The following is a 24,483-nucleotide window of genomic DNA, read 5'->3' as shown; positions in this document are numbered from 1 at the left end:
GGGGCCGCAGGGGGCCGGGCGCCGCGAGTCAGCCGCTGAGGGAGTTTCGCGCTACAGCTCCAGTACCGTTCGCACCGGCAGATGGTCGCTGGGGAACTGGCCGTCCCGCGCGTAGGTGTCGATGACGGCGTGGCGGGTGCGCACACCGGGTGAGGTCAGGATCCAGTCGATCCGGTCGCCGTCGGGGACCAGCGGGCCGAAGCCGTGGAACGTCCCGTACAGCGGCCCGCGCCGCTCGGCGGTGTCCCAGGCGTCCACCAGCGTGCCGCCGTTCAGCATGGCGTCGTAGACCGGATTGCCGTGGGCCGCCACATTGAAGTCGCCGGTCACGATGCGGGGGAGCGCGGAGTCCAGACCGCCCAGCCGCTCGGTGATCAGCGCGGCGGAGCGCTCCCGGGCGTGCTGGCTCTGGTGGTCCAGATGGGTGTTGAGGGCGTAGAACTCCCCGCCGGTGTGCCGGTCGTGGAAGCGCACCCAGGTGACCATCCGGACCACGGCCCCGCCCCAGGTGTTGGAGCCGATCACGTTCGGGGTGTCGGACAGCCAGAAGTGGTCGTACTCCAGGGGTTCGAGCCGCCCGGTGTCGTAGAAGACGGCCATGAACTCGTCCCGGCTGCCCCCCATCCGTCCGGTGCCGATCCACGAGTAGCGCTGTCCGAGGTCGTGGGCGATGTCGCGCAGCTGGCCGTAGAGCCCCTCCTGGGTGCCCAGCAGATGGGGCCGGGCCCGGCGCAGCAGCTCCCGCATGACGGGGCGGCGCCGCCCCCAGGAGTTGGGCTCGGCGTCGCTCGCGTAGCGCAGATTGAACGTCATGACGGCCAGCCGGGGACCGTCGGCGGAGGCGATCGGGGTGACGGGGGCGGCCGCGGCCACGTTCTGGGGCTGGGAGGCGAGCGGAAGCGCGACGGCCGCCGCGGCCGCGGCGCGCATACCGTGACGGCGGCTGAACACAGGTGCGGGCATGGCTCCTCCAAGGTCATGAAGGTGCGGTGACGGCCTCAAGTGTCGGACCCCGCGGTGTGTGGGGTGTGTCCTGCGGTGGCCGTCCGGTGGAACGTACGGTCACGCCGAGCCGACCTCAAGAGCGCCTGCGGAAACCACCGGTGACGAGGGATGTCACGAGTGACGGAAGTGGCCGGGGGTGCGCGGGGGCGGCGCTGGGTAGGGAGGCCGGTAGTCGTCGGAGACGGAAGGGGCACCTGGGGTGACCGTACGGCCGCTGACCTTCGTCGTGGGGACCGGACGCTGCGGTTCGACCGCTCTGTCGCGCATCCTGCGGCTGCATCCGGATCTGCTCAGCGTGAGCGAGCTGATCGCCTCGCTGGAGCCGGACGCGCTGCCCGAGGCGCCGCTGACCGGGGCGGAGTTCTGGCGGCTCCTCGCCACTCCAAGCTCGTTCGCCAACCGTGTCATCCGCGATGGCATCCCGCTGCCCGAATACCGGTATCCGCATGTCAAGGGGCGGTTCTCGGTGGCGGGCGGTGGCATTCCGGCGGTGTGCATGATGACGCTGCCGCATCTCACCGACGACCCCGACGCGCTGTTCGACGCCCTGGAGCCGGAGCTGTCCCGGCGGCCCGCGGCGCCGGTGGCCGATCACTACCGGGCGCTGTTCGGCCTGCTGGGAGAGCGGTTCGGCCGACGGGCCGTCGTGGAGCGGTCCGGCTATTCGCTGCGCTCGGTGCCCCGGCTGAGGGAGGTCTTCCCCGAGGCCCGGTTCGTCCACCTCCACCGGGACGGCGCCGACTGCGCGCTCTCCATGAGCCGCCACCCCGGTTTCCGGCTGATCCAGCTGATGACGGAGCGCGCCACGAGCACCGATGACCTTCCCGCCGGTCTCGCCGCGCTGCTCAGCGACGACGAGGCCGATCTGCGGCCGCTGTACGAACGGTCCGTGCCCGTGGCCGAGTTCGGCGAGCTGTGGTCGAGCACGATCGTCGAGGGGCTGGGGCACCTGTCGCGGCTCCCCGCCGCGATCCGGATGTCCCTGTCGTACGAGGGTCTTCTCGACGCGCCCGAGCGCGAACTCACCCGGCTGGCCCACCACCTCGGGGTGGAACCCCTCCCGGAGTGGCTGGCGGCCGGACGCGCCCTGCTCGACGGCGATCGCCGCGGCACGGCCGCCGCGACCCTGCCGCCCGCCGAACTGACCGCCCTCCGCGAGAGCTGCGCCCCCGGCGCCCGTGCCCTGAGCCTGGCCCACGGCGGATGAGGGGGCTTTGAGCCTGGCCCACGGCGGATGAGAGGGGCCCACAGCCCGGCCCACGGCGGCTGAGCGAGCCCCGGCGCCGGAGGCGATGGCCCCCGCGCCGGATACGAAAGGCCCCGCGCCGGATGCGTCAGGCCCGGCGTCAGGCCGTCGCCGCCTCGACGGCACCCCCCGACTGCTCGACCGCCACCGCCCGCAGCGCCTCCAGCAGGGCGGCCACCGCGGGCACCCTGGCCGCCTCCGGCCGCAGCAGCGCGCAGACATGGCGCCTGGGCCAGTCGACCAGCGGGCGCGGCTCGACCAGCGGATGGGGCCGCGGGAGCAGCCCGAGGCCGTCCATCAGGGCGATGCCCACCCCGTCGCCCACCAGGCCGAGGGTCGTCGCCTGGTCATCGGTCGTGGTCACTACCCGGGGCTCGAACCCCGCCTCCGCGCAGCGCCGCAGCAGCCGCTCGCGGTCCCGCTCCAGGATCCACCGCTCCCGCGCCAGATCGGCGAGGCGGACGCTGCGCCGCCCCGCGAGCGCATGGCCACGCGGCAGCAGCACATGGCGGCGGTCGACCAGCAGCGGGACCCGGCGCAGCGGGGTCTCCGCGGGCTCCGCCGCCGCCCCCGGCTCGTCGTCGGCGACGATCGCCAGATCCGTCTCGCCCGCGTCCAGCAGCCGGTACGCGTCATGGGAGGCGGTCTGGCCCAGTTCGACCTCCACCTCGATACGGGAGGCGCCCAGCCGGGCCAGCGCCGCGGGCAGCACGGCGACGCAGACGCTCTGTACCGAGGACATCCGCACCCGGCCGCGGGTGCGCGCGGCGAGCGCCTCGAACTCGTTCTCCACGTCCCGCAGCCCGGCCAGCACTCCCCGGGCGCGCTCAGCGAGTCTGTGGCCCGCGGGCGTGAGCCGCACCCCCCGTCCCGCCTTGACCGTCAGCGGCACGCCCACGGCACGTTCGAGCGCGCGCATGTGATAGCTGATGGCCGGTTGGGTGTAACCGAGGTGGTCCGCCGCGGCGCTGTACGAGCCGGAGCGACAGACCTCTGCGAGCACGGTGAGCTGGCGAAGTTCGATCACCACAGGAAGATAAAAATCGTTGATCAATTCCCGAAAGACTTTAATTGGACGCGTGATCGATAGGCCGTCAAAATCATGGTGACGGATTTCGCCCGTACTCGCCCATTGGACTGACCGATCGGACACGGCCCCAACCGCACTGGCCGACCGTACGGTCATAGCCCGCCCACGACGGTTTCCTTCCCGACGATCCGGCCGGACCGGTAGGGGGAACCGGGCGCGGTGACTTTCCTCCCTCCGCCCGAATCCCCGCTGGAATGGATGGATGGTGCCCGATGCATGATGGCTGGAATCGTATGACTCCGGTGGTCGCGGAGAACAATCCCTTCCATCAGATGTCGCTCAACGAAACCGTTCACCCTCCGCTTCCGGAAGTGGTGGACGCCGTCCTGCGCACCGCGCGGACCGCCCACCGTACCCTGGATGCCCTCGGCGGCGGGCTCTGTCAGGCCCTCGCCGCGCATCTGGGAGTGGAGCCGGAGCACGTGCTCGCCGGACCGGGCTCCGGTGCGCTGCTCCAGCAGCTCTTCTCCACCCTCACCGGACCCGACACCGACACGGTGCACGCCTGGCCCTCCTGGGAGGCGTACCCGATGATGGCGGCCAACGCCGGATCCACCACCGTCCGGGTGCCGCTCACCGGGTACGACCACGATCTGAAGGCGATGGCCGACGCCGTCACCGACCGCACCCGCATGGTCCTGCTGTGCACCCCCAACAACCCCACCGGCACCGCGCTTGAGCATGACCGGATCCTTCGCTTCCTGGACCGGCTCCCCGCACACGTCACCGTCGTCATCGACGAGGCGTACCGGGACTTCGCCGACCCCGGCGCCATCGCCGACGGCATCGCCCTGCACCGCGCCGATGAACGGGTCTGCGTGGTGCGGACGTTCTCCAAGTCGTACGGGCTGCTCAGCCTGCGGGTCGGCTATCTCGTGGCGCATGAGCCCGTGCTCGCCCCGCTCCGCACGATCCTGCCCTTCTACCGGGTGAGCGCGGTGGCGCAGGAGGCCGCCCTGGCCGCGCTCGGCGCCCATGAGCGGGTGCTCCGGCAGTGCGCCGAGACCGCCGGGGAGCGCGACCGGCTCCACCGGATCCTGCTCGACCAGGGCTGGGAGGCGCCCGCGAGCCAGGGCAACTTCCTGTGGCTGCCCATGACGTCAGGCGTGGAGCGCTTCACCCAGTTCTGCGCCGACCACGGCGTGGTGGTGTGCGGCAAACCGGGCGAGGGGATACGGGTGACCGTCGCCGAGCCCGAGGCCAACCAGGCGTTCGCGGAGCTCGCCGGGAAGTACCGGGAGGCGGCCCGGTGACCCCGCCCGACGCCGCGGTCACCGAGCTGGCCGACCCGCTGGCCGAGGCCGCCCCGACCATGGAGCTCCTGCTGCGCGAGCTCGACCGGCGCTGGCCGCGGGGAGCCGAACGCCTCCACCAGATCTCCCGGTACGCCCTGCTCCCGGCCGGGAAGCTGCTGCGCCCGCTGCTGCTCATGGAGTCGGCCGAGGCGGTGGGCGGCGGCGGACCCGCCGTCGTACCGGCCGCGCTGAGCGTGGAGTACCTCCATGTGGGATCCCTCGTCCACGACGACGTCATCGACGGGGACACCATGCGGCGGGGCCGTCCGTCCGTCGCGGCGCGCTACGGCACCACCGACGCCATCGTCACCGGGGACGCCCTGATGCTGGGCATGTTCGGCGTGCTCACCGACGGCGCCGAGGACGCCGGACCGCTCGGCGAGGCCCCTGGACCGCTCACCGAGGACGCCGGTGGGCTGCCGCCGGGCCGGGTCCTCGGCGCGGTGCGGGTCTTCGCCCGGGCGGGTGTCGACCTGTGCCGCGGCCAGGCGATGGAGGGCGAGCTCAGGGGCGACCTCGGCTGCGGACTCGACCGGTACCTCACCATGAGCGCGCTGAAGACCGGGGCGCTGTTCCGGGCCGCCTGCCGGGGCGGGGCGATCCTGGGTGGCGGATCCCCCGCCCAGCGGCACGCGCTCACCGCCTACGCCGAACATCTGGGGCTGGCCTTCCAGATGCACGACGATCTGCTGCCGTACACCAGCGACAGCCGCACCACCGGCAAGTCCGCGCTCAGCGACATCGCGGCCGCCCGGCCCACCTTCCCCGTCCTGCTCTGTCACGCCATGGCCGACGCCCCGGCCCGCGCCCGGCTGGAGGCGGCGCTCGGCGGCGCCCTGCCCGCCGCCGACGCACTGCGGACGGTGCACGAGCTGCTGGAGACGACCGGCGCGCTCACCGCCGCGCGGGACCGGGCCACGGCCGAGGCCGACCGTGCCAAGTCCTGTCTGGAGCCGCTGCCCCGCTCCCGGGCCACCGCCGTACTCGCGGCGGTGGCCGATCTGTCGGTCAGCCGGGACCGGTGACGCCGTGGCGGCCCCGCGCACCGTACTCCTGGCCCATTTCCAGACCTGGCGCCCGTACACCCTCTGGTACCCCGGGCTGGTCGGACTGGCCGGAGCCACCCTCGCCGCAGCCCACCCCACCACCGGGCAGCTGATGGTGGCCTGGGCCGCGCCGACCCTCGGCTGGGTCGCCGGACACTATCTCGGCGACTACTACGACCGTGACCTCGACGCGCTCAGCAAGCCCCAACGGCCCATACCCTCCGGGCGGTTGAGCCCACGCACCGCCGTGGCCACGGGCATCGGCTGCATCGTGGCCGTGGCCGCGCTGGCCCTGTGGGCCAACTGGCGCGCCGTGGCCGTGGCCGCCGCCGCCATGGCGGGCATCGTGGCCTACAGCCGCGTCCTCAAGGGCCGGGGCCTGCCGGGCAACCTCATCCGCGGCGTGCTGACCGCGCTCACCGTGCTCTTCGGCGCGATGGCCGTCCAGCCGTGGCCACCGTGGCGGGCGCTGCCGTTCGCCCTGGTGTTCCTGGCCCATGACACCGCGTCCAACCTCGTCGGCACCCTCCGCGACGTCGACGGCGACCGCGAGGGCGGCTACGCCACCGTGCCGGTGCGCCGGGGCCTCCGCCGCGCCACCCACACCGCCGCCGCGCTGTATCTGGCCGCCGTGGCCGTGGCCTGCGCCGCCACCGGGCTGGTGCCCGGGGACACCGCCGGGTATCTCGTACTGCTGTCGGCGGCGGCGCTGTGCGGCGCGGGCGCCTTCGGGCTGCTGCTGCGGTCACCGGGGCACCTCGCCCCCGCGCTGGCGCTGCGCGCCCACGCCGTCCTCGTCGCCGAACGCCTGGTGCTGGCCGCGGCGGTGGTGGCCGCGGGCGCCGGGGCGGCACCCGCCCTGGCGCTGCTGACGCCGCTCCTCGCGGTCAGCGTCATCACCCAGAGCCGGATGCGGTCCCGCCACGAATTCCCCGCGCCGCCCCTGGCCGACGGCGGGCCCACCCTCCCCGATCCCCGCCCCTGAGACGGCGCGCCACCAGCAGAAGGGTCCGATCGCATGCCCGCTTCCGCCTTGACCGAGAGCGTCGGCACGGCCGTCACCACGGGGGCCGAGGCGCTCCTCGCCCACCGGCGCGACGACGGCGCCTTCGTCTTCGGCGCCCACCACGCCTCCCCGCTGAACACCGCCGGAGCCCTCACCGCACTGCACTTCGCCGACCCCGAGGGCTCGGCGGAGACCATCGAGCGCGGTGTCACCTGGCTGTGCGAGAACCAGCGGGACGACGGCGGCTGGGCGATGCGCTCGGTGCCCACCGAACCCCTCACCACCGCGCTCGCCGCCGCCGCGCTCCAACTGCTCGCGCCCCGCCGGGCCGCGTCGGCCGTACGCGCCGCACGGGCCCGGTTCGAGGAGCTCGGCGGCTCGGCGGCCGTACCGGAACCCGCGATGACCGCCCTCATCCGCCAGTTCCACACCTTCGCCGGACTGCCCCACGAGGGCGCCCAGCGCCGACTCCCCCTGGAACTGCTGCTCTTCCCCGGCCTCAGCCGCCGCCTGCTGAGCCTGCGGCTGCCGATCTACGCCAGTCAGGCGCTCGCCCAGTCCGCCCACCGCCGCCGCGGCCCGGCCGGCCGCGCCCTGGACCGACTGGCCCGGCCCAGGGCCCTGGCCATCGTCCGCGACGCGTATGAACGCGAGGGCGCCACCGGCGGGTTCAGCACCGACCCCTGGCTCACCGGGCTCATCTGCCTGGGCCTCGCCCACTCCGGCCAGGCGCCCGACCTGGTGAGCGCCGCCGCCCGCTGGCTCCGCTCGGCGGCGGGCCCCGACGGCTCCTGGGATCTGATGCCCCTCGATGTGACCTGGACGAACTTCGCCACCGCCGCGCTGATCGAGGCCGGTCACGCCGACGACCCCCAGCTGATCGGCACCCGCGAGATGCTCCACCGCCACCAGCAGCCCGAGCCGTTCGGCGCCCTCGGCTGCCCGGCCGGCTACTGGGGGTTCTCCAGCCCGCGCAGCTGGCCGATGGCCCTGGAGACGGCCGAGTCCAGCGCAATCCTGCTGCGGCTGCCCGGCGGCGCGGACGACCGCCATGTGCGGGCCGGGCTGGCCTGGCTGACCGCCACCCAGGACGCGGCCGGGTCCTGGAGCCTCGCCGTACGGAACAGCAAACCGGGTGGCTTCGGACCCTGCCCCCAGATGACCGCCAAGGTCGTGGGCGCCCTGCTTGACTCGGGTGCCGGGGCCGACGACCCGCGCGTGGTCAGGGCGGTGCGCTGGCTGGTCGGCCGGCAGCGCCCCGACGGCTCGTACGAGGCCATGTGGTACCGCGGCGGCACCCCCGGAACCGCCGCGGCGCTGGAAGCGCTCAGCCGGGCGGGCCGTACCGAGGAACACCACCGGGCGGCGGCCCGGGCCAGGGACTGGCTGCTGCGCACCCGGCACCCCGACGGTTCGTGGAGCACCGGGGAGCGCACCGGGCCGGTCACCACCCGACGGGGCACCGTCGAGGAGACCGCCTGGGCGCTGCGCGGGCTGCTCGCCGCCGGGCTGAGCCCCACCGACCCGGGCCTCGCGGCGGCGGCCCGCTGGCTCGTCGACGCCCAGCGGGCGGACGGCGGCTGGACCCCGGCCCCGGTCAACGAGTACATCCGCGGCTGTGCCCGCTACGCCGACGACGGCATCGCGGCGGGCCTCGCGGTGCGGGCCCTCGCCCACTACCGCTCGGCGGAGGCCGCGGAGGCCGCGGAGGCCGCGGAGGCCGTGGAAGCCACGGAAGCCATGCGAGAAAGCGGCTCTCGCCGCGAAACCGGCATACGCGAGAGCGGCACTGACGAAACCGGCCCTCGCGAAACCGGCGTTGATGAATCCGGCCCGCGCGAGACCGGCCCGCGCGAACCCAGCATCCGCGCATCCGGCACCCGCGAGACTGGCCCGCGTGAAACCGGCATGCGCGAGACCAGCACCCGCGATATCAGCGCCCGCGCATCCGGCACCCGAGAAACCGGCACCCGCGCATCCGGCACTGACGAAGGAGGCAGGCGATGAGCCCCGATGTGCTGGTGTGCGGCGCGGGTGTCGGCGGTCTCGCGGCGGCCCGCGCGCTCGGCGGCCTCGGACTGGACGTCCTGGTGGTCGACAAGCAGCCGAGGATCCGCCCGATCGCCAAGGGGGAGGTGCTCCAGCCCGGCGCGCTGCGCCTGCTGCGCTCCTGGGGCGTGGAGAAGCGGCTCGACGCCCAGGGCGCGGTCCGGCTCGGACGGCTGGTCGTCCGTGATCCGCGCGGCACCGCGCTGATGTCCCTCGACTACGGCCAGCTGCCCGCCCCCGACCAGTGGTTGCTGGCCCATGACCACACGGCCATCCTCGCCGCCCTGGCCGAGAGCCTGGGGCCGGGTGTGGAACTGCGCCGGGGTGTACGCGCCGAGGCGCCGCTGCGCGACGACTCCGGCCGGATCACCGGACTGCGGCTGGCCGAGGGCGGCAGGGTCCACGAGGAGCGCGCCCCGCTCGTGGTCGCCGCCGACGGCATCTCCTCACGGTTGCGGTCCTGGGCGGGCATCGAGGCACGGCGGGTCGACTACCCGCACCGGCTGGTCTCCTTCGACATCGGCGACGCCGACGCGGCGGCGCGGGCCGACGACTTCTCCGCGTATGTCACCGACCGGGGGCTGCGGCTGCTCTATCCGCTGCCCGGTGGGCGGCTGCGGCTCTACCTCCAGGCCGGACCCGATGAGCTGCGCGGTGTCACGGCACGCGGGGGGCTGGCCGACTGGGCGGCCGGGGCACTGTCCCGGGTGCCCGCCCTGGAGCCGCTGACCGCGTCCCTGCTCGCGCATCTCGACAGCCGTCAGACGTTGCCCGTCGGACGGTTGCTGTCGCCCCGGCTGGCCGGCCACGGCCTCGCGCTGGTCGGTGAGGCCGCGTACGCCGTCCATCCGATGGCCGCGCAGGGCATGAACACCGCCATCACCAGCGCCGGTGCCCTCGCCGAGCGGTTGTCGGGCCAGTTGGAGCGCACGGGCGAGATGTCGGCCGCGGCGGTGGACGGCGCGCTGCGCGACTACCACGACCGACAGCTGCCCCTGCTCGCCCAGGCGGCCACGACCAGCGGCAACGCGGCGCGGATGGTGACCGACCTGTCGTGGCGCGGCCGGGTCCTGGGCCGCCGGGCCGTCCGCCACACCGGCGCCAACCCCCGGCTGCTGCACACCGTCACCCACAACATGTCGGGCCTCGGCCCGCGCCCGCTGACCCTGCTGGACCGGCTTCAGCAGCTCGGTCTCGTCCCCGATCCGCGCGCCCACCGAGTGCCGGCCGCACCGGCCGGCCGACCGCAACTCATGTGAGGACGGTTTCCCATGCCCACTCCCGAACCGGTCGTGACCCCCGTCTCCGGAGCGCTCGGCGCGGAGATCCGCGGTGTCGACCTGACCGAGCTCACCGACGAACTCTTCGAGCACATCCATGAGTTGCTGCTCAAGCACCTCGTGGTCTTCTTCCCGGACCAGGAACACCTCACCCCGGAGGCGCATATCGCGCTGGGCCGGCGGCTGGGAGAGCTGGAGGTCCATCCGTTCCTGCCGAAGGTCGACGGCCATCCCGAAATCGTCGTGCTGGACGCGGGCCAGGGTGCCAAGGCCGACGAGTGGCATATCGACGTGACCTTCCAGCCCAATCCGCCGGTCGCCTCGATCCTCCATCTTCAGGTGTGCCCCGCCTCCGGCGGCGACACCATGTGGAGCAACCAGTACCTGGTCTACGAGACGCTCTCCGAGCCGATGCGCGAACTCCTCGACGGGCTCACCGCCGTCCATGTCCTCAACACCCCGCAGACCGGTGAGCACTCCGCCGAACACCCGGTGGTGCGGATCCACCCCGAGACCGGCAGGCGCTCGCTGTACGTGACGCGCATGTGGACCTCGCACATCCCGCAGCTCAGCCGCCCGGAGAGCGACGCCCTGTTGCAGTACCTGTTCGAGCACTCCGAGTCGCCCCGGTTCAACTGCCGCTACCACTGGCGGCCCGGCGCCGTCGCGATGTGGGACAACCGCGCCACCCAGCACCTGGCGGTCAACGACTACACCGGGCCCCGCAGGGGGCAGCGGGTGACCGTCCTCGGCGACCATCCCACCGGTGACACCCCGCGCTGGAAGGAGTACCGGCCCGCGCCCGACGAGCGCTACTACCCGCGCCACGTCACGGCCCGGCACGGCTACCGATGACTGTCCGTCAGGCCGGTCGGGCCGGTCAGCGACTCGGGCGTCGCCGTCGTACGGTGGCGGCGACACCCGCGCCGAGCACCAGCACGGACGCGCCACCGGCGAGCAGCACCGGAGCGGTGTTGCCGTCGCCCTCGTCGGCGGCGGAGGAGGCGGCCCGGGAGGGCGTGGCGGCGGCACGGGAGGGCGTGGCGGCGGCACGGGACGGTGGGGCGGCGGCCTCGGACGTCGGGGCTGCGCCCGAGGAGCCCTTCGCCGGTGCCCCCAACACCACATCGGAGCAGGAGTAGTAGGTGTCCGGGGTGCTGGTGTTCCGCCAGATCGTATAGAGCAGCTGACGGCCGGTCCGGTCGGCGGGCAGCGTGGCCTTGATGCGGTAGGCGTCGTCCACCAGCGTGGGGTCCTTGGCCGTGGCGAACGGCTTCGCCTCCAGGTCGGACCACCTCAGCGGCCGCTTGGGATCGTAGCCCTCCTTGGTGAGATACAGCTCGAAGGTGCCCGTGTGCGGGATGGTCGAACGGTAGGTGAGCGTGAGATCCGCCCCGGCCGACAGCCGCGTCGAAGGCCAGTCCGCGCGCGGCAGGTCCAGACCCCGGTACGGCTCCAGGCCCCCGCTGCACAGCTTTCCGTCCGGGATCCGCTCCCGGTCCTTGCCCGCCACGCCCGCGATCCGCAGGTTGTCCCAGTCCGCGGCCTCCGGGTCGCCCGCGGCTCGGGCCGCCCGGCACGCCGCCGATCGCGCCGCGCCCCCGCCCTCGGGGGAGCAGGCGAACGTCCGGCTCACCGGGTCCGTCGGCGCCCCGTGCGCCTGCGCGGGCGGAGCGGCCAGCGCCGTGAACAGACAGGGGAGGGCCCCGAGAAGAGCGCCCACGGCGGCGGTGCGGTACGAGGTCATCCGGTGCGGCCCTCCGGGGTCGGTGCGGGGACGGGCGGTCCGCCCGTCCCGGGGAGTACGGGAGGCCCGGCCCGTGCGTTCAACGGGCCGCCGTGAGCCGGGCCATGACGGCGTACAACCATCCGCCATCTCCATATGTCTCCCTAGGCAGACGCAAACAGCGCCTACGCCCATGAAGAATCATTAAGGGGGACAAATGAATCTTTCTCGCCGTATGGCCGCCACCGCGGTCCTCGCCACCGCCACCGCCATCGCGGGCACCGTGGCCCTGACGCCCCAGGCGTCCGCCGCCGCCACGGCCTCGTACAACGGGGTGTGCGGCAGCGGGTACAAGGTGGTGAACTCGGCGCCCATCGGCTCCAAGGGCACCGTCTTCCTCACCTACAACTCCGCCAAGGGCAAGAACTGCGTGGTCACCGTCCGGAACGCCACGGGCAAGCCGATTCCCATGTTCGCCTACCTGTACGTTCAGGGCGCCGACGAGTCGGCCGAGGACGGCGGCGCGTACACCTCGTACGCGGGCCCGGTGTACGGCGACGGGCGCGGCAAGTGCGTGGACTGGGCCGGGGGCATCGACAACCAGTCCACCTGGACCTACGGATCGAACTGCGGATCCCTGAAGGCCTACCGCGTGACCAAGGGCTGGTAAGCCCGAAGCCGCCCGGCCGGCAGAGCCGACGGGGGAACACACGGGGGAGCGGCGGTCACCTCTTCGAGGTGACCGCCGCCATCGTCGTGCGGCGTGAGCCGCCCCGGCCGGCTTACGCCTGACGCTCGGCGAAGGCCACCGCGTGGGTGTCCAGCACGATGTGGAGCTCCGCGAGGCGGTAGGCGGCGCCGTCGGAGCGGACCACACAGCGGACCACACCGCTTGCGATCGGGGTCACCTGACCGTCGGTGATGGTGGTGGCGTACATGTACGACACCACCGAGATGTCATCGCCGTCGACCCGCTCGAGGTGGATGTTCGAGGCGTTGTGGCGCAACGGATAGCCGGCCGCCTCGCGGTGCTGCCGCTGCCAGGCGATCACCTGCTCGCGGCCCCGGTTGTCGGAGGCGATGAACTCCTCGTACGGGGAGTCGCCGGTGTCCGAGCGGGAGGTGATGCGGACGTCCTCGGTCAGCAGCTCGGGCCAGACGTCGAACTGCCCCTCGTCGAAGGCGAACCACCAGCGGTGGATCAGCTCATGAACGGCCAGACGATCGAGCATGCGGAACTCTCCCCCCGAAGATTCAAGTGATCGACAGCATATCCCGCGGCCACCAGTACGGTGGCCCCCGGCGCCGGTCCGCGCCGTGACCCACTCCGCGCTCCGGCTTCGCGCCGCCGCAGGGCGGGTAGAAGGGAGAATTCGCGGAAGGCACCGACCCACCGGTATGTCGATGGTGCAATAGCCATGCAGGCTCTGGTATCAAACCTGGCCGTGGCCTCACTGCCGTGTTGAGCTGCGCATTGCCCGTCAGAGGTGGAGGAACGTTCATGCACCCAGTCACCGGCTCCCGCGCTTCCGTCCCCGCCATGGGCCGCGCCTCCCGTCTGTCCGCCGAGCGGGTCCGGACGCCGCCCCGGATGCCCGCCGCCCGTCCGCCGATCCGGTCGCGGGCCGACGCCGAGACCGTGGCGCTGCTGCACCGTGCCGCCCGGGTGCTCATCGAGGAGGTGCCACGGCTGACGGACCGTATCGTCGCGCTGATGAAGGAGCGGGAGCCCGCCTACCGCTCCGCCGTGGTGGACCCGCACGAGGTGTGGCGGGAGGTCCATGACTCGCTCAGCCACAATGTGCGCTCGCTGGTGCACCCCAAGGAGACGCGCGAGTCGGCCCGGTCCTGCGCGTGGCGGATCGGCACCGACCGCGCCGCCCAGGGCTTTCCGCTGGACGCGCTGCTGCACGCGTACCGCATCGGCTGCACCGTGGTCTGGGAACAACTCCTGGAGACCGCCTCGAAGGAGGATCCGCTCGCCGCCCAGTCGCTGGTCCATGTCGCCGCCGATGTGTGGAACTTCGTCGACGAGCACTGCACCCTCGTCGCCACGGCGTACCAGGAGGTCGAGCGGCAGCTCTCCTGGCACCGGGAGAACCGTTACCGGATCATCGTCGCGGCCCTGCTCGACGGCACCGCCCGGGTGAGCGACTTCCCCGAGGCGGAGCAGGTCCTCGGCCTGCCCGAGCGGGGGCGTTACGCGGTCGTGGCGCTGGAGGACGCCGACGCACCGTGCCGGACGCCGCACTCCGTCGAGGTGGGCGACGGACTCCGGACGGTCTGGCACACGGCGGAGGGCACCGCCCACGCCATCGTGCTGCTCGGCGACGGCGATTGCGACGGTGACGGCGATGGCCACGGACACGGCGACGGCGGCAGCGGCAGCGTCAGCGGCCCGGGGCGGCTCGTGCGCGGGCTGGAAGTGCCACCCGGCGCACGGGCCGGGGTCAGCCCCGCCGTGACCGGCCTCGCCGCGATCAACACCGCCCGTCGGCTCGCCGATACGGCGCTGCGCACCCGCCCGGCCGCCGGGTCGGCGGCGCTGCTGGAGGAGCGCTATCCGGAGGCGCTGGTGGTGTCCTCCCCGGACCTCGGCAGCGCGCTCGCCGACCGGATGCTCGGACCGGTCCTGGCCCTGGAGTCCGCCGACCGGGAGCTGCTGCTGACGACGCTGGCCGCCTGGCTGGAGGCCGGGGGATCGGCGCGCCGCGCGGGCGGGCTGCTGTTCTGCCACCGCAACACGGTGCTCAACCGGCTGCGCCGCTACGAGCAGTTGACCGGGCGTTCGCTGGACCACCCGCGCGAGGTCATGGAGTTGTCGCTCGCGCTGTCCGCGCACCGGCTGCTGACGCCCTGAGAACCGCCCGTCCGCCTGAGCCGATGTGGGCGTGCACAACGGCCCCGCGCCGATCATGTGCGCCCGTCACACGGTCCGCCGGTTGGGCTGTACGCGACCCTTCTGACCTGCTGTCGTGGCGTTTCCGTCCCGGCCACCCGGGACGGAACCCGCACAAGGAGCCGCGACATGTCCGACCACGACCACCCCTGGGGTCCGTTCCCGTCCGCCGAGCCCCGCACCGCGCCCCGCACCGCCACGTTCCCGCCCCGCCCCGCGGCGCCGCCTCCGCCGACACGGCGCTCACCGTGGCAGCGGCCGTGGCCCTGGTCGGCGCGGGCGGCCTGCACCGCGCTCACCTGTCATGTGGCCGCCGTGGTGGTCAACTGCGCCGCCGAAGGCGTCGTCAACCTCGGCGCGGGCGGCGGGTTCACCGTGGGTGCCGTGCTGATCGGCCTGGACACGGCGGTGCTGCTCACCGTCCTGGCGCGGGCCCATCGCCGGGCGGGCACCACGGGGGAGGGGGAGCGGTGAGCTTCCTCGACCCCAGAACGCTCGCTTTCGTGCTCTTCGCGGGCTTCATGGCCGTCTCGTTCCTGCTGTGCATCCTCGCGGCCACCGGCAACGACGACCCCACCGAGTTCTACCTGGGCACCGGCGCGCTCAGCCCGATGCAGAACGGCCTGGCCATCGCGGGCGACTACATCTCCGCCGCCACCGTGCTCAGCACCACCGGCACCATCGCCCTGGCCGGATTCGACGGGGTGCTCATCGCCACCTCCACCGTGCTCTCCATCCTGATGTTCATGCTGGTCCTCTCCGGACCGCTGTGCGGACGGGGGCGGTTCACCCTCGGCGACGTCCTCTCCGAGCGGCTGAGCGAGCGCCCGGCCCGGATCGGCACCGCCGTCGTGGTGCTGGTGGTCGTCATGCCGCTGCTGCTGGTCCAGCTCAACGGCGCGGGCGCCATGCTGGCCCTGCTGCTCGGCATCCCCGGAAGCGGCGCGGTCACCGGCTGCACCGTCTTCATCGGCTCGCTCATGGTCTGCTACGCCGCCCTCGGCGGGATGAAGGGCACCGGATTCGTCCAGATCCTCAAGACGGTGCTGCTGCTCGCCGCGTTCGTCCTGCTCGCCTGTCTGGTGCTGAAGCGCTTCTCCTGGAACCCGGCCACCCTCTTCGACGCCGCGGCCGACGCCAGTGGCTACGGCGACGCCTTCTGGCAGTCCGGCCGCCAGTACGGGGACTCCCTCAGCGGCCGCCTGGACGTCATCAGTGTTCAGCTCACCCTCGCCCTCGGCGCGGCCTGTATGCCCCATCTCACCATGCGGCTCCACCCGATCCGCGGTATGCGGGCCGCCCGCGCCGCCACCACCTGGGCGGTGGGCGCGGTCACCACCATCCTCGGGCTGATCGTGATCGTGGGCGCCGGAGCCACCGCCGTCGTCGGCGCCCGCGCCCTGCGCGCCTCCGACCCCACCGGCAGCGACTCGTTGCTGCTGCTGACCCTCGCCCTGGACCCGGCGGCGCAGGAGGCCGACCAGAGCCTGCTCTTCTCCGTCGTGGCCTGCGCGGTCGTCGCCACCACCCTCGCGGCGGTCGCCGGACTCACCCTGGCCGCCGCGGCCTCCCTCGCCCATGACATCCTGGCCAAGGTCGTCTTCAAGGGCCAGCTCTCGGCCAACCGGGAGCTGGCCGCGGCCCGTACGGCCATCGTGGTCGTCGGCGTCGCGGCGGTCGTCCTCGCCATCGTCACCCAGCACTGGAACCGGCAGGTCCTGATCTCCTTCACCTTCGCGGCCGCCGCCTCGGCCCTGCTGCCGGTCGTGCTCTACGGCACCCTGTGGCGCGGCTTCACGGTGGACGGACTGCGCTGGGCGCTGTACGGGGGGCTCCTGCTCACCGCCGTGGCCATCGCCTTCTCCCCGGCGATCTCCGGCAACCCGCTCGCGGTCTTCCCCGAGCGCGACTTCCACTGGTTCCCGCTCCGCAATCCGGGCCTGATCACCGTTCCGGCCGGATTTCTGCTCGGCTGGCTGGGCTCCCGGTTCGGGGCCCGCGGACGGCGGGCCCGGCATGTCCAGGGCCCGGCGCGTGGGGATACGCCCTACGCGATGCACACCGGCTGACGCGAGGAACCCTTGTGGACCCCTTACGGAGTCCGGGATCCGGCCCTCGCCTTGGCGCGCCGGTGGGCGGCCACCCGCTCACGGGTCGCGCACCGGCGTGAGCAGTAGCGGCGCTCGGGTCCGCTGCCCATGGTCAGGAAGACATCGCCGCAGCCGGGGGAGGAACACACACCGCCGGGCGGGCGCTGCCCCTCCCAGAGCAGCACGGTCAGCGCCATGCACGAGGAGGCGAGGAACCACTCGCCCCAGGGCGCCTCGTCATCACTGTCCAGGTGGGGGTGCCAGGGCGAGTGGCCGTCGTGCGAGCTGAGCCGGAGCGGGCCGGTGCCCTCCCGCAGCAACTGGTTGAGCACTCCGGCGGCCTCGTCGACATGACCGGCGGCGAACACCTCGCGCAGCCGCAGCGCGGCGGCGCGCATCCCCGCGACATCGTCGGGGGAGAGTTCGAGGGGACCGGACTCGCCGTGGTCGAGCAGAAGCCCGGCGATCGCGGCGGGGTCCGGGCTCGGCTCCGCGGTCAGGGCGTTGACGAGGGCGGCGGTGCGCCGGGCGGTGGCCCGCACCGAATGCCGGGTGGACGAGTCGTCGTTCGAAGGCGGTGGCACGACGCCAATGTAACGCACCTGGCGAGGTTTTGCGTTAGCCCCGTAACGTCCTGTGCATGGTGAAGCGTTACCCAATGGGGTGCTATCTGGGCGGGGCGGCCGCCGCCCGGGCGGGGGACGAGATGTCCGGTCCCGCACTGCTGCTGGCCGGGCCGGTGCTGACCGGTTCACCCTCCTCGGGCTCGGTGCTGCTGGCGGGCATCATGGCCGCGGCCGCGGTCGGCGGACCGCTTTTCGGCGTGCTGCTCGACCGCTCGGCCCGGCCGGGCCGGCTGCTGGCCGCGGCGCTCGCCCTCTACGCGGCGGGGCTGGCCGTGATCCTCCTGGCCCTGGGGCGGCTGCCGTTCGCCCTCACGGTTCTCCTCGCGGTGGGCGCGGGGCTGCTGGGACCGGCCCTGTCCGGCGGATGGACCTCCCAGCTGCCCCGGGTGGCACCGTCGGCGGGCCTCCCCCGTGCCACCGCGCTGGACGCGATGACGTTCAGCATCGCCACGCTGGTGGGGCCCGCGCTCGCCGGGGCGCTCGCGGGGGCGGCCGGGGCACCGGCCGCCGTGGCGGTGTCCATCGCGCTGATCGGCCTCGCGCTGCCCGCCGCCTGGGCACTACCCGCGCCCGCGCCATCCGCCCCGGCGCCGTCGTCTTCGGTGCGGGCCGCGCCCGCGCACCCCGCTCCGGCCTCGTCGCCTTCGGTGCTCCCCGCGCTCGCGCCATCCACCCCGGCGCCGTCGTCTTCGGTGCTGCCTGCGCCCGCGCAGCCCGCTCCGGCCTCGTCGTCTTCGGTACGGGCCGCGCCCGTACATCCCGCCCCGGCCCCGTCGTCTTCGGCCCTCCCCGCGTCCGCGCGGCCTGCCCCGTCGGCTCCGTCATCGGCCACATCCGTCGTCGCCGAGCTCACCGCCGGGCTGCGCGCCATCGTCCGCAACCGGTCCCTGGCCCGGGCCACCGCCACCTCCGTCGTCTCCTGCGTCGGCCAGGGCGCGCTGCTCACCTGCTGGCCGCCGCTGGGTGCGGCCGTGCTCGGCGGCGCCGACCGTGGCGCCCTGCTGCTGTCCGCCACCGCCGCATCGGCCCTCGTGGCCAACGCGGTCCTCTCCCGCCGCCCCCGCCCACCGCGCCCGGACGCCGTGCTCCTCGGCGGAACCCTGCTGCTCGTCCTCGCGCCCCTGGTCGCGGCCATCGGCCATCCGGCCGCGCTGATCGCCGCCGCGCTGCTCACCGGCGCCGCCGAGGGGCCTCAGCTCACGGCGTTGTTCGCGATCCGCCACCGGGAGGCGCCCGAGCGGCTGCGCGGCCAGGTCTTCACCACCGGCGCCAGCCTGAAGATCACCGGCTTCGCCCTGGGCGCGGCCCTGGCCGGGCCGCTCGCCACCTGGTCGCCGACCGGCGCTCTGGTGGCGGCCGGGGGGTGCGAGGCGCTCGCGGTTCTCGTCTTCGTATGCTTGCCGGACACTGCGGAGGATGTCGCTCCGCTTCCGCCCCCGGGGGCTGTGTGACAGAGCCATGTCAGGCAGGATGGCCTGCATGGAAGACCTGAAAGACCTGCTCCCCGTCGAGGCCGTCCGGCTCGACGTACGGGCGGCCGACTGGCGTGAGGCGATAGGCGCCGCCGGCCGTCTGATGGTGGAAACGGGAGCCACCACCGACGAGTACACCCGCGAGATGGTCGCCAACGTCGAGGAGAACGGGCCGTACATCGTCATCGCGCCGGGTGTGGCCTTCGCCCACTCCCGGCCGTCCCCGGCGGTGCTGGCCACCGGGATGTCCTGGGTCCGGCTCGCCGAGCCCGTGGAATTCGGGCATGAGTCCAACGACCCCGTCACCCTCGTCGTCGCCCTGGCCGCCCAGGACTCCGCGGCGCACACCTCCGCGATGGCGAGCCTGGCGCGGCTCCTGGGCGACCCCGGCACGGCGGCCGCCCTGGCGGCCGCGCCCACCCCGGAGGCGCTGCACGCCGTACTGGCCGGGGAGCGGCCGCAGGACGACTCCGAGAAGTCCGAACCCGCCGCCACCTCGGAACCCGCCACCACCTCCGAACCCGCCGAGCCCCGGGCGGGCTCGTTGCACAAGATCCTCACCGTCTGCGGCAATGGCGTCGGCACCAGCCTGTTCCTCAAGAACACCCTGGAGCGGGTGCTGGACCGCTGGGGCTGGTCGAGGTTCGTCACCGTGGAGGCCACCGACACCATCTCCGCGAAGGGCAAGGCGTCCGAGGCCGTGGCGCTGCTCACCTCCCGTGAGATCGCCAGGACCCTGGGCGATGTGGGACGGCCGGTCAAGGTCGTCCAGGACTTCACCAGCACCGCCGAGGTGGACGCGGTGCTCCGGGACACGTACGACGTCTGAACGACGGGGACTGAGGAAGCACCATGGGCTGGTTTGTCACCCTTGCCACGTTTCTCGTCAATGAGATTCTGAGCGAGCCCGCGTATCTGATCGGCATCATCACCGCCGTCGGACTCATCGCGATGAAGAAGAGCACCGGGCAGATCATCGGCGGCGCCATCAAGGCGACCCTCGGCTTTCTGCTGATCGGCGCGGGAGCGGGGCTGGTCACCGACTCCCTCGCCCCGTTGGGCACCATGATCCAGGGCGTCACCGGCGCCCATGGCGTCATCCCCACCAACGAGGCCATCGTCGGCATCGCCCAGGACCAGTTCGGCTCCCGGGTCGCCTGGCTGATGATCCTGGGCTTCGTGGTCAGCCTGCTGCTGGCCCGGTTCACCCCGCTCCGCTATGTCTTCCTGACCGGGCACCACATGCTCTTCATGGCCACGCTGCTGACCGTGGTCCTGGCCAGCGGCGGCCGCTCGACCATCGCCGTGGTGGCCGTCGGCGGTGTGCTGCTGGGCATCATGCTGGTCGCCATGCCCGCGTTCGCGCACCCCTGGACCAAGCGCGTGACCGGCAGCGACACCGTCGCCATCGGCCACTTCGGCACGGCCGGTTACATCGTGGCGGGCGCGGCCGGAAGGGTGGTCGGCAAGCGCAGCCGCTCCACCGAGGAGATGAAGCTGCCCGAGGGGCTGCGCTTCCTGCGCGACTCGATGGTGGCCACCGCCCTGTCGATGCTGCTGATCTACCTGGTCATGGCGGTCCTCCTGCTCGTCAAGGAGGGGCAGAAGGCCGCCTTCAAGGCATTCGCCACCGGCACCGGCGGCGCCGTGGCCACCGACACCGGCAACTATCTGATGCAGTCCGTGATGCAGGGGCTCCAGTTCGGCATCGCCGTCGCGGTGATCCTCTTCGGCGTCCGTACGATCCTCGGTGAGCTGGTCCCCGCCTTCCAGGGGATCGCACAGAAGGTCGTCCCCGGCGCCCTGCCCGCGCTGGACGCGCCCATCGTCTTCCCGTACGCGCAGAACGCGGTGCTGATCGGCTTCATCTCCAGCTTCACCGGCGGGCTGATCGGGCTGGCCCTGCTCACTTGGATTTTCAACCCGGCCTTCGGCCTCGCCCTGGTGCTGCCCGGTCTGGTGCCGCACTTCTTCACCGGTGGCGCCGCCGGGGTCTACGGCAACGCGACCGGCGGCCGGCGCGGCGCGGTGGTGGGGGCGTTCCTCAACGGGCTGCTCATCACCTTCCTCCCCGCCCTGCTGCTCAAGGTGCTCGGCGCGTTCGGCGACCAGAACACCACATTCGGCGACGCCGACTTCGGCTGGTTCGGCGCGCTCATCGGCAACGCGGACAAGGCCGGTGGCGCCGCCGGGCTCGTGGTCATCGTGCTGCTCGGCCTCGCGGTCCTCGGGGCCGCGATCCTGGTCCAGAAGCGGGTGGTCGACACCGGCTGGGACCCGGGCGCGGCGCGCGACGCCCTGATGCCGCGCGAGAGCGTGGTGGCGCCCGCCGAGACGGGCACCACCACGGCCGCCTACGCCAAGATCCCGCCGCCCGCGGGCGCTCCAGCGCCTCCGCCCGCGCCCTGACCCGCCGTGCCGCCCCGGTGGTCCCGCCGACGGAACCACCGGGGCGGGGTCCACCGGGGCGGGGGCTCAGGTTCGCTTGACGTAGTCGCGCAGGTGGACGGCGGTGAGGGAGCCACCGGTGTCCACGAGGTCGGCGGGGGTCCCGGTGAACACCACCTGGCCGCCGTCGTGCCCCGCCCCCGGGCCCATGTCGACGATCCAGTCCGCATGGGCCATCACGGCCAGGTGGTGTTCGATGACGACGACCGTGTTGCCCGTGTCGACAAGCCGGTCGAGCAGGGCGAGCAGCTGGTCCACATCGGCCAGGTGCAGTCCGGTGGTCGGCTCGTCCAGGACGTATGTCGTGCCGCTGCGCGCCATGTGGATGGCCAGCTTCAGCCGCTGGCGCTCACCCCCGGAGAGCGTGGTGAGCGGCTGGCCAAGCGCCAGATAGCCCAGCCCCACCGCGGCCAGCCGGTCCAGGATCACCCGGGCCTGACCGGTGGTGAAGAACTCCAGTGCCTCGGCCACCGACATGCCCAGGACATCGCTGATGTTCCGCCCGCGCAGCCGGTACGTCAGCACCTCGGGCCGGAACCGCTTCCCCTCGCAGTCCTCGCACACCGAGGCCACCTCGGCCATCATGGCGAGGTCGGTGTAGATCAGCCCGATGCCCTTGCACCGCGGGCAGGCGCCCTCCGAATTGGCGCTGAACAGCCCCGGTTTGACGCGGTTGGCCTTGGCGAACGCCGTCCGGATCGGATCGAGGAGCCCCGTATAGGTGGCCGGATTGCTGCGGCGGGAGCCACGGATCGCCGACTGGTCCGCGACGATCACCTCCTCCCGCCCGGACAGCGACCCATGGATCAGGGAGCTCTTGCCCGATCCGGCGACACCGGTGACGACGGTGAGCACACCGAGCGGGATGTCCACGCTCACATCCCGCAGATTGTGCAACCGGGCGCCCCGGACCGGCAGTCGCCCGGTGGGCTGCCGCACCTTCTCCCGCAGCCGCACCCGGTGGTCCAGACAGCGCCCGGTCAGGGTGTCGGAGGCGCGCAGGCCCGCCAGATCGCCCTGATAGCAGATCCGCCCACCCGCCACCCCGGCGCCGGGCCCCAGATCCACCACATGGTCGGCGATCCGGATGGTCTCCGGTTTGTGCTCCACGACCAGCACCGTGTTGCCCTTGTCCCGCAGTTGGAGCAGCAGCCGGTTCATGCGCTCGATGTCATGCGGGTGCAGGCCCACCGTGGGCTCGTCGAAGACATAGGTGACATCGGTCAGGCTGGAGCCCAGATGCCGGACCATCCGCACCCGCTGGGCCTCGCCGCCGGACAGGGTGCCGGACTCCCGGTCCAGGCTCAGATACCCCAGGCCGATCTCGACCAGTGAGTCGAGGAGCGCGCGCAGGCTCTCCAGCACCGGCCCGACGGAATCGTCCCGGATCCCGCGTACGAACTCCGCCAGATCGCTGATCTGCTGGGCCGAGCAGTCCGCGATGGAGCGGCCGTCGATCCGGCAGGACCGTACGGCCTCGCACAGCCGGGCGCCCTCACACTCGGGGCACTCGGTCAGGCTCATGGCCCGGTCGGCGAACGCGCGCAGGCGCGGCTGCATCGTCTCCCGGTCCTTCGCCAGGTACTGCCGGCAGACCTTGGTCACCAGCCCCTCGTAGGTGAGGTTGTTCTTCCCCACCTTGATCTTGGTGGCCGGTTTGTGGAGGAAGTCCTCCCACTGGTCCGGGGTGTAGTCCCGGAGCTTGGTATCGGGGTCGAAAAGGCCGGAGGCCGCCATAACCTGCCAGTGCCAGCTGTCCACCTCGAATCCGGGGACGGTGATCGCCCCCTCCTTCAACGACTTCTCCCTGTCGATGAGTTGGCCGATGTCGATGTCGGTGACCCGGCCGAGCCCCTCGCACCGCGGACACATGCCCTCGGCGGTGTTGAAGCTGAAGGCGAGGGGAGGGCCGACATACGGGCTTCCGATCCGGCTGAACAGGATCCGCAGCAGGGTGTGGGCATCGGTGGCGGTGCCCACGGTGGAACGGGAGTTGGCGCCCATCGGCTCCTGGTCCACGATGATCGCCGCGCTCAGATTGCGCAGCGAGTCGACGTCCGGACGGCCGAGCGTCGGCATGAAGTTCTGGACGAACGCCGTATAGGTCTCATTGATCAGCCGCCTCGACTCCGCGGCGATGGTGTCGAAGACGAGCGAGGACTTTCCGGATCCGGAGACACCGGTGAAGACCGTGAGCCGCTGCTTGGGAATGTTCACACTCACGCCCCGGAGATTGTTCTCCCTGGCGCCACGGACCTTGATTTCGCTGACATCCATGCCTTCAAGTGTTTCATTGAAGTCCACGTTGAGACTTTTCCCGGCCTTCCGCCCAACCCCCGCCGGACACACCGCGATGGAGTCGACGCTAACCTTCAACTCGCCCGTGAACCCTCGACCCGAAGGTGACGAACCGTGAGCCGTACGGACGCCGCGCTGCGCCCCGTCGATCTGGCCCGTATGGCGGGTGTCTCCACCCAGCAGATCCGCAACTACGTCGACGCCGGCATCCTGCCCCCGGCCACCCGCACCCCCGCCGGATACCGCAGACTCGACGACCGGCACCGCAGAGCCCTGGTGACCTACCGGGCCCTGATGCCGGGATACGGCGCGGAGACCGCCCGCGCGGTCATGCGGGCCGTCCACGACGAGGATGTCGCCCTGGTGCTCACCCTGGTCAACGCCGGACACGCCGCCCTCCATGAGCAGCGGCTCTCCCTCGAGGCGGCGGGGAAGGCGCTCGAAGCGGTCGCCGAGCAGACCCCGGACACCTCGGCGCCGTCACGCTCCGGGCCGCTGCGCATCGGCGAGGTGGCCGCCCGGCTGGGGTTGCGCACCTCGGCCCTGCGGGTGTGGGAGTCCGCCGGGCTGCTGCGCCCGCGGCGCGACCGGAGCACCGGCTACCGCGTCTACGGGCCGTCCGACGTCCGGGACGCCCGGATGGTCGATCTGCTGCGCCAGGTCCGCTATCCGCTGCCCCAGATCCGGCCCGTCCTCGACGGCCTGCGCCGCACGGGGAGCAGCGAGGCCCTGCGCACGGTCATCGCCCGACGTCAGGAGGGGCTGGCCCAGCGCGCCACGGCGATGCTCGAGGGCTCCTGCCGGCTGCATCACTACCTCACCGAAAACGCGTCGGCCGGGGACCGATGAGTTTCCGGCGGGGGAGCGGTCTGTAGGGGGTAAAGGCTCCCCAACGCAGGAGGTACCG

Annotated in this window: 21 protein-coding genes; 15 read left to right on the top strand and 6 right to left on the bottom strand. The window is 72.8% G+C overall.

Annotated elements, in window-relative coordinates:
• Positions 1-51 precede the first annotated feature (51 nt).
• Entirely contained in the window at positions 52-963 is a 912-nt protein-coding gene (locus ACJX2R_RS04900; protein WP_413098942.1) for an endonuclease/exonuclease/phosphatase family protein, read from the bottom strand.
• Between the two features lie 241 nt (positions 964-1,204).
• Here ACJX2R_RS04900 and ACJX2R_RS04895 point away from each other — a divergent pair, with 241 nt between their 5' ends.
• The gene (locus ACJX2R_RS04895) at positions 1,205-2,212 is read left to right on the top strand and encodes a sulfotransferase (protein WP_413098941.1); all 1,008 of its coding nucleotides are present in this window, start codon (positions 1,205-1,207) and stop codon (positions 2,210-2,212) included.
• 139 nt (positions 2,213-2,351) lie between these two features.
• Here the strand turns inward: ACJX2R_RS04895 and ACJX2R_RS04890 are convergent, their stop codons facing one another.
• Entirely contained in the window at positions 2,352-3,278 is a 927-nt protein-coding gene (locus ACJX2R_RS04890) for a LysR family transcriptional regulator (protein WP_413098940.1), read from the bottom strand.
• 296 nt (positions 3,279-3,574) lie between these two features.
• Here ACJX2R_RS04890 and ACJX2R_RS04885 point away from each other — a divergent pair, with 296 nt between their 5' ends.
• From ACJX2R_RS04885 to ACJX2R_RS04860, 6 genes are read left to right on the top strand one after another with little or no spacing between them, the layout of a single operon-like run.
• Positions 3,575-4,594, top strand: a complete 1,020-nt coding sequence (locus tag ACJX2R_RS04885) for an aminotransferase class I/II-fold pyridoxal phosphate-dependent enzyme (protein ID WP_413098939.1) — start codon at positions 3,575-3,577, stop codon at positions 4,592-4,594.
• Positions 4,591-5,661: a polyprenyl synthetase family protein gene (locus tag ACJX2R_RS04880; RefSeq protein WP_413098938.1), complete on the top strand. Its 1,071-nt coding sequence runs from the start codon at positions 4,591-4,593 to the stop codon at positions 5,659-5,661. Before ACJX2R_RS04885 ends, ACJX2R_RS04880 begins: the two co-directional genes overlap by 4 nt.
• A gap of 4 nt (positions 5,662-5,665) precedes the next feature.
• A complete protein-coding gene (locus ACJX2R_RS04875; protein WP_413098937.1) occupies positions 5,666-6,667 on the top strand; it encodes a UbiA family prenyltransferase in 1,002 nt (333 codons plus the stop codon).
• A 33-nt stretch (positions 6,668-6,700) separates the two neighbouring features.
• Positions 6,701-8,695 (top strand): prenyltransferase/squalene oxidase repeat-containing protein, encoded by a 1,995-nt coding sequence (locus tag ACJX2R_RS04870; RefSeq protein WP_413098936.1) that lies wholly within the window; start codon positions 6,701-6,703, stop codon positions 8,693-8,695.
• Entirely contained in the window at positions 8,692-9,996 is a 1,305-nt protein-coding gene (locus ACJX2R_RS04865) for an FAD-dependent oxidoreductase (RefSeq protein ID WP_413098935.1), read from the top strand. The genes ACJX2R_RS04870 and ACJX2R_RS04865 overlap by 4 nt, the downstream gene beginning before the upstream one ends.
• 12 nt (positions 9,997-10,008) lie before the next feature.
• Positions 10,009-10,872 carry a TauD/TfdA dioxygenase family protein gene (locus ACJX2R_RS04860; protein ID WP_413098934.1) on the top strand — a complete coding sequence of 288 codons (864 nt, stop codon included), beginning with the start codon at positions 10,009-10,011 and terminating at the stop codon, positions 10,870-10,872.
• Positions 10,873-10,897: 25 nt separating this feature from the next.
• Here ACJX2R_RS04860 and ACJX2R_RS04855 read toward each other — a convergent pair whose 3' ends face one another.
• A complete protein-coding gene (locus tag ACJX2R_RS04855) occupies positions 10,898-11,764 on the bottom strand; it encodes a lytic polysaccharide monooxygenase (protein ID WP_413098933.1) in 867 nt (288 codons plus the stop codon).
• A gap of 196 nt (positions 11,765-11,960) precedes the next feature.
• Between ACJX2R_RS04855 and ACJX2R_RS04850 the strand changes: the two genes are divergently transcribed.
• Complete coding sequence (locus ACJX2R_RS04850) at positions 11,961-12,413, top strand: spore-associated protein A (RefSeq protein ID WP_262698210.1); 453 nt, start codon at positions 11,961-11,963, stop codon at positions 12,411-12,413.
• Between the two features lie 112 nt (positions 12,414-12,525).
• On the opposite strand, the gene ACJX2R_RS04845 is transcribed toward ACJX2R_RS04850, so the two are convergent.
• Positions 12,526-12,975 carry a nuclear transport factor 2 family protein gene (locus ACJX2R_RS04845; RefSeq protein WP_413098932.1) on the bottom strand — a complete coding sequence of 150 codons (450 nt, stop codon included), beginning with the start codon at positions 12,973-12,975 and terminating at the stop codon, positions 12,526-12,528.
• 269 nt (positions 12,976-13,244) lie between these two features.
• Between ACJX2R_RS04845 and ACJX2R_RS04840 the strand changes: the two genes are divergently transcribed.
• The 3 genes from ACJX2R_RS04840 (at position 13,245) to ACJX2R_RS04830 (ending at position 16,711) form a co-directional block, all read left to right on the top strand.
• Positions 13,245-14,603 (top strand): PucR family transcriptional regulator, encoded by a 1,359-nt coding sequence (locus tag ACJX2R_RS04840; RefSeq protein ID WP_413098931.1) that lies wholly within the window; start codon positions 13,245-13,247, stop codon positions 14,601-14,603.
• Positions 14,604-14,771: 168 nt separating this feature from the next.
• The gene (locus ACJX2R_RS04835; protein WP_413098930.1) at positions 14,772-15,116 is read left to right on the top strand and encodes a hypothetical protein; all 345 of its coding nucleotides are present in this window, start codon (positions 14,772-14,774) and stop codon (positions 15,114-15,116) included.
• Entirely contained in the window at positions 15,113-16,711 is a 1,599-nt protein-coding gene (locus ACJX2R_RS04830; RefSeq protein ID WP_413098929.1) for a cation acetate symporter, read from the top strand. The genes ACJX2R_RS04835 and ACJX2R_RS04830 overlap by 4 nt, the downstream gene beginning before the upstream one ends.
• Before the next feature lie 23 nt (positions 16,712-16,734).
• Here the strand turns inward: ACJX2R_RS04830 and ACJX2R_RS04825 are convergent, their stop codons facing one another.
• Positions 16,735-17,316 carry a CGNR zinc finger domain-containing protein gene (locus ACJX2R_RS04825; RefSeq protein ID WP_413098928.1) on the bottom strand — a complete coding sequence of 194 codons (582 nt, stop codon included), beginning with the start codon at positions 17,314-17,316 and terminating at the stop codon, positions 16,735-16,737.
• A 56-nt stretch (positions 17,317-17,372) separates the two neighbouring features.
• On the opposite strand from ACJX2R_RS04825, the gene ACJX2R_RS04820 reads away from it, so the two are divergent.
• The 3 genes from ACJX2R_RS04820 to ACJX2R_RS04810 are packed head-to-tail and all read left to right on the top strand — an operon-like array spanning position 17,373 to position 21,239.
• Positions 17,373-18,809, top strand: coding sequence for an MFS transporter (locus tag ACJX2R_RS04820; protein ID WP_413098927.1), 1,437 nt, complete (start codon positions 17,373-17,375; stop codon positions 18,807-18,809).
• 28 nt (positions 18,810-18,837) lie between these two features.
• Positions 18,838-19,659, top strand: a complete 822-nt coding sequence (locus ACJX2R_RS04815; protein ID WP_413098926.1) for a PTS sugar transporter subunit IIA — start codon at positions 18,838-18,840, stop codon at positions 19,657-19,659.
• Positions 19,660-19,682: 23 nt separating this feature from the next.
• Positions 19,683-21,239, top strand: a complete 1,557-nt coding sequence (locus ACJX2R_RS04810) for a PTS ascorbate transporter subunit IIC (protein ID WP_413098925.1) — start codon at positions 19,683-19,685, stop codon at positions 21,237-21,239.
• 66 nt (positions 21,240-21,305) lie between these two features.
• On the opposite strand, the gene ACJX2R_RS04805 is transcribed toward ACJX2R_RS04810, so the two are convergent.
• On the bottom strand, positions 21,306-23,555 hold the full coding sequence (locus tag ACJX2R_RS04805) for an ATP-binding cassette domain-containing protein (RefSeq protein WP_413098924.1): 2,250 nt from the start codon (positions 23,553-23,555) through the stop codon (positions 21,306-21,308).
• 135 nt (positions 23,556-23,690) lie between these two features.
• Here ACJX2R_RS04805 and ACJX2R_RS04800 point away from each other — a divergent pair, with 135 nt between their 5' ends.
• Complete coding sequence (locus ACJX2R_RS04800; protein ID WP_413098923.1) at positions 23,691-24,425, top strand: MerR family transcriptional regulator; 735 nt, start codon at positions 23,691-23,693, stop codon at positions 24,423-24,425.
• Positions 24,426-24,483: the final 58 nt, after the last annotated feature.

Source organism: Streptomyces sp. Inha503 (assembly GCF_047215865.1).
Lineage (GTDB): Bacteria > Actinomycetota > Actinomycetes > Streptomycetales > Streptomycetaceae > Streptomyces > Streptomyces lycopersici.
The sequence above is the reverse complement of the archived record's forward strand: the minus strand, read 5'-3'. Positions and strand labels throughout refer to the sequence as shown.